The sequence below is a fragment of the Candidatus Erwinia dacicola genome (assembly GCF_001756855.1).
In the GTDB taxonomy this organism is placed as follows: Bacteria; Pseudomonadota; Gammaproteobacteria; order Enterobacterales; family Enterobacteriaceae; genus Erwinia; species Erwinia dacicola.
This window is the reverse complement of the sequence record NZ_MAYS01000133.1, coordinates 1-3,345: the sequence shown is the minus strand read 5'-3', so window position 1 is coordinate 3,345 and position 3,345 is coordinate 1. Positions and strand designations below refer to the sequence as shown.

General features: G+C 53.5%; 2 protein-coding genes and 3 pseudogenes. 2 read left to right on the top strand and 3 right to left on the bottom strand.

All coding sequences use genetic code 11. The features are described from left to right. A pseudogene (locus BBW68_RS18705) lies at nucleotides 1–242 on the top strand (hypothetical protein); the annotation flags it as partial. A gap of 79 nt (nucleotides 243–321) precedes the next feature. On the opposite strand, the pseudogene BBW68_RS04070 reads toward BBW68_RS18705, so the two are convergent. Together BBW68_RS04070 and BBW68_RS19505 are read right to left on the bottom strand one after the other, a co-directional pair. Continuing rightward, nucleotides 322–582, bottom strand: a pseudogene (locus BBW68_RS04070) (oligopeptide ABC transporter substrate-binding protein OppA); the annotation flags it as partial. Further along, nucleotides 578–691: pseudogene (locus tag BBW68_RS19505) on the bottom strand (L-Ala-D/L-Glu epimerase); the annotation flags it as partial. The pseudogenes BBW68_RS04070 and BBW68_RS19505, both read right to left, overlap by 5 nt. Nucleotides 692–924: 233 nt before the next feature. On the opposite strand from BBW68_RS19505, the gene tpx reads away from it, so the two are divergent. After that, nucleotides 925–1,428 (top strand): thiol peroxidase, encoded by a 504-nt coding sequence (gene tpx, locus BBW68_RS04060; protein WP_070134110.1) that lies wholly within the window; start codon nucleotides 925–927, stop codon nucleotides 1,426–1,428. A 55-nt stretch (nucleotides 1,429–1,483) separates the two neighbouring features. Here the strand turns inward: tpx and tyrR are convergent, their stop codons facing one another. Continuing rightward, a complete protein-coding gene (gene tyrR, locus BBW68_RS04055; protein ID WP_070134109.1) occupies nucleotides 1,484–3,049 on the bottom strand; it encodes a transcriptional regulator TyrR in 1,566 nt (521 codons plus the stop codon). Between the last annotated feature and the right edge of the window lie 296 nt (nucleotides 3,050–3,345).

Below are 3,345 nucleotides of genomic sequence, written 5' to 3'. Positions count from 1 at the left end.
GTTCTATTCCCAACCGTGTTGGCATTGAACATCGCCTAACTGAAGCCGAACTCAAACAGAAACCTAGCTATTTCGAGATTGACACCATTTTTGGCAAAGACCAGAAGTCATTCCTGCTCACGCTCGTAGATAAAACCCTAAAAACCATCATCATTCGGAAGCTGCCTAATAAACGTGCGAAAACCGTGGTTGCCGCTTTCAGAGACATTGAGCCAATACTTTCTGCGAGTTTAAAACTCTGACCGCTGATAATGGCCCTGAATTGGCCCTGCACGAGAAAATCACCCAAATTACGGGGGCGCAGGTCTATTTGCGCGGCCTTATCGAAGCCACGGCAATGGCAATCTTCTGGTGCGTTTCGGAAGAGTTATACAGCAGGGTCAGGTTAAGGGGATGCATCGGACCATAGCTGGCCGCTGCCAGCAGCGCCTTAACATGGGCATTCAGCTCTTCCTGACTGTGCTGCTGAATAAAGCTGGCTTTTGGCTTGAACCCGACCACCACGTCCGGCGTGAAGTGCCAAGCGAGCTTCTCTCCGGTTCCCACCACTTTGCCGGCGATGATTTTACGATCAATGCTCCAGCATCGCCACCCCGAGGTCGACCAGCAGCTGGCAGCGCGCGGCCAGCCCTTCGCCGTGCCAAGATTCGTTAGCGTCGACAATCAGCGTCAACTGCGGCACTGCGCTGCGTACGCTGCACTTCCACAAGTTCCACAGCGTGCTGTCGAGTGCATTGCGCGCCGCGGGCAATGACAAACAGGCTGTGCAACGGCCAGCTTTCTGTATAGACATTGACTGTTCTCATACTCAGCTCCCTGATTTCATTATAATTAGACAGCACGAAGGATTTTAAACTGTCGCACACCTTAAGTGTGGCATACACTGGACTAGGTTAAACATCATTAACATTAAAAGGATAGATTATGTCTCAGATCGTACACTTTCAGGGCAATCCGGTTTCCATTGACGGCCAGCTACCAGCGGCGGGCCAGAGTGCAAAACCGTTCACCCTAGTGGCCAAAGACCTTTCCGAAGTTTCCCTGTCAAACTACGCGGGTAAGCGCAAAGTTCTGAATATCTTCCCGAGCATTGATACCGGCGTATGTGCCGCTTCGGTGCGTAAATTCAACCAGCTGGCGGGTGAAGTCGACAATGCCGTGGTGTTATGTATTTCAGCCGATCTGCCGTTCGCCCAGTCGCGATTCTGCGGCTCTGATGGCCTGAGCAATGTGGTGACTCTCTCCACGCTGCGCGGCAACGAATTCCTGCAGGATTATGGCGTGGCAATTGCCGATGGCTCGCTGAAAGGCTTGGCTGCGCGCGCAGTTGTGGTGCTGGATGAAAAAGATAACGTTATTTACAGTCAGCTGGTGAACGAAATCACCACCGAGCCGGATTACGATGCTGCCCTGGCATCGCTTAAATAAAGTTGTAGGAGCCGATCTTCTTTTTCGATCGGCCCGTTTATTCGACAATGACCACCTATTTCGCTTCGTTTTTCTTCTGGCTCAGACCATATTCTCGCAGCTTATTGGCAATCGCCGTATGTGAAACCCCTAGGCGTTTCGCCAGCTTGCGCGTGCTTGGATACGAGAGATATAAGCGTGTCAGCACTGAACGTTCAAAGCGGCTGGTGATCTCATCCAGCGACCCTTCAAACGCATCATCCCCTAGCGGCAGCTCCATCGCGTATTCCGACAGCACGATATCCTGCGGGCACAGTTCGTAACCTTCCAGCTGAGTTAATGCGCGATAGAGCGCGTTCTTCAGCTGACGCACATTGCCAGGCCAAGTGTGGCGGGTTAGGAAAGCATTGAGCTGGGCAGAGAGTTTCGGTCTTGCCACCCCCAGCTCATCGGCAAAGCGCGCCACAAACATTTCGGTCAGCGGCAGGATATCCTGCGGGCGCTCGCGCAACGGCGGCAGATTAAGGGTTAATACGTTGAGGCGATAGAACAGATCCTCGCGGAATTCGCCGCGCTGCACCATTTCCATCAGGTTTTTTTGCGTCGCACAGATCACCCGTACATCCACATGCACTTCATGCTCTTCCCCAACGCGGCGGAAGGTTCCGTCATTGAGGAAGCGCAGCAGCTTGGTTTGCATGCGTGGCGACATTTCACCAGTCTCATCCAGCAGCACCGAGCCACCGCTGGCCTGCTCGAAGAAGCCTTTTTTACCTTGCAGCGCGTTCGGGTAAGCCCCGGCAGCGTGACCAAACAGTTCACTTTCAGCCACATCGTCCGGCAACGAAGCGCAATTCAGCGCGAGGAACGGCTTTTTGCCGCGCGCGCTGTGCAAGTGGCAGGCGCGTGCCAGCATATCCTTTCCGGTCCCGGTATCGCCGACGATCAGCAGCGGCGCATCGAACATCGCCAGCTTGCGCGCCTGATCAATAACCTGACGCATTTTGCTGCTGACGGCGACAATGTCCTGAAATTTGCTGTCATCGTTAACCGCCAACTTCTGTAGCTGCTGGCCCATGCGCGCGGTGGATTTCAGCATCACCACGCCGCCAACCGGATTCGAGGATCTCCCCTCTTCATCCTGAGCATGGATCGGCGTAATCTCCATTAGGAAGTCGCGCCCCTGCAGCACCACGTGATGCGCCTGCGCCTTGATGCGCTCGCTCTCCAGCCAGCGCTGGAAGTTGAAACCGCTAATCAGCGAACCGGCGCTGTAGTTACGCATCTTTTCTTCATTCAGTGTGAATAGTGTCTGCGCCGCCGGGTTTGACAACTCAACTTTGCCTTTCAGATCGATGGAAAAAACCGGCTCCGGCAGCGCCACCAGCAGAATACTCAGGGCGCGATGTTCACGTTCAGAAGGCAGATAAGAGACGGTACGCACGTCGGTCACGCTAGGTATGCGGCGAATTTCAGCCATCAGCTGGCTGAACTGATCGAAGCTGACACTGGAAAAATTTAGATAGATGCGGCCAATGGCGGCGATTTCGATACCGCGCAGGTCGATGCTGCGCTCGACCAGCAGATCCAGCAGTTCGCGGGTCAGACCGATTCGGTCTTGGCAAAAGACTTCAAGACGCATGCGTATTAACCTTTAGTGTGATCATAACAATTCGCGCGTTATCAATGCTCAACGGGTCAGGCATGCCTGATCCCTACGCAGTTATTGGTAGGGGCGAGGCATGCCTCGCCCAATGCAGCCTATAAAATGATTGCGGAATAATACGCTATCCTTTGCAGGTCCAGAAGTAGTCTGTCAGGAAAAGTTGACAGTTGCTGTAATCGTGAGCTTATTTATCACTTTTCCCACTGGAAACGCAACAAAATGGAGGGGCTTATGCCGCCAGTAAGTGCGTTAAAAATACCTCATTGGGAGAG

Coding starts and splice junctions, on each gene's coding strand:
- tpx (WP_070134110.1), top strand. CDS start 925: ATGTCTCAGATCGTACACTTTCAGGGCAATCCGGTTTCCATTGACGGC.
- tyrR (WP_070134109.1), bottom strand. CDS start 3,049: ATGCGTCTTGAAGTCTTTTGCCAAGACCGAATCGGTCTGACCCGCGAA.